Source organism: Marinifilum breve, from assembly GCF_003202155.1.
GTDB lineage: Bacteria > Bacteroidota > Bacteroidia > Bacteroidales > Marinifilaceae > Marinifilum > Marinifilum breve.
Genome location: NZ_QFLI01000088.1, coordinates 1 through 588 on the forward strand (window position 1 = coordinate 1; position 588 = coordinate 588).

The window sequence follows — 588 nt, forward strand, 5'->3', positions numbered from 1 at the left end:
GGACTATCGAAGAGTGCAAGGCGATCAAGGCAGAGTACCAACAGAAACTCAAAGACCTGCGAAATAGCAGAAGTGAGGCCGCATGACGTTCTCAGTAAAAACCATTCCAGACATGCTCGTTGAAACATACGGAAATCAGACAGAAGTAGCACGCAGACTGAAATGTAGTCGCGGTACGGTCAGAAAATACGTTGATGATAAAGACGGGAAAATGCACGCCATCGTCAACGACGTTCTCATGGTTCATCGCGGATGGAGTGAAAGAGATGCGCTATTACGAAAAAATTGATGGCAGCAAATACCGAAATATTTGGGTAGTTGGCGATCTGCACGGATGCTACACGAACCTGATGAACAAACTGGATACGATTGGATTCGACAACAAAAAAGACCTGCTTATCTCGGTGGGCGATTTGGTTGATCGTGGTGCAGAGAACGTTGAATGCCTGGAATTAATCACATTCCCCTGGTTCAGAGCTGTACGTGGAAACCATGAGCAAATGATGATTGATGGCTTATCAGAGCGTGGAAACGTTAATCACTGGCTGCTTAATGGCGGTGGCTGGTTCTTTAATCTCGATTACGACA

The 588-nt window shown here is 45.9% G+C and carries 2 protein-coding genes; both read left to right on the forward strand.

Translation table 11 applies throughout. The features are described 5' to 3' along the window. Positions 1 to 82 precede the first annotated feature (82 nt). Positions 83 to 289, forward strand: coding sequence for a phage NinH family protein (locus tag DF185_RS23080; RefSeq protein ID WP_002901791.1), 207 nt, complete (start codon positions 83 to 85; stop codon positions 287 to 289). Further along, on the forward strand, positions 195 to 588 hold a 394-nt coding region (locus tag DF185_RS23085), incomplete at its 3' end, for a metallophosphoesterase (RefSeq protein WP_438830238.1). The genes DF185_RS23080 and DF185_RS23085, both read left to right, overlap by 95 nt.

Excerpts from the sequence above, each read along its gene's own strand:
- DF185_RS23080 (WP_002901791.1), top strand. The coding sequence starts at position 83 with ATGACGTTCTCAGTAAAAACCATTCCAGACATGCTCGTTGAAACATAC.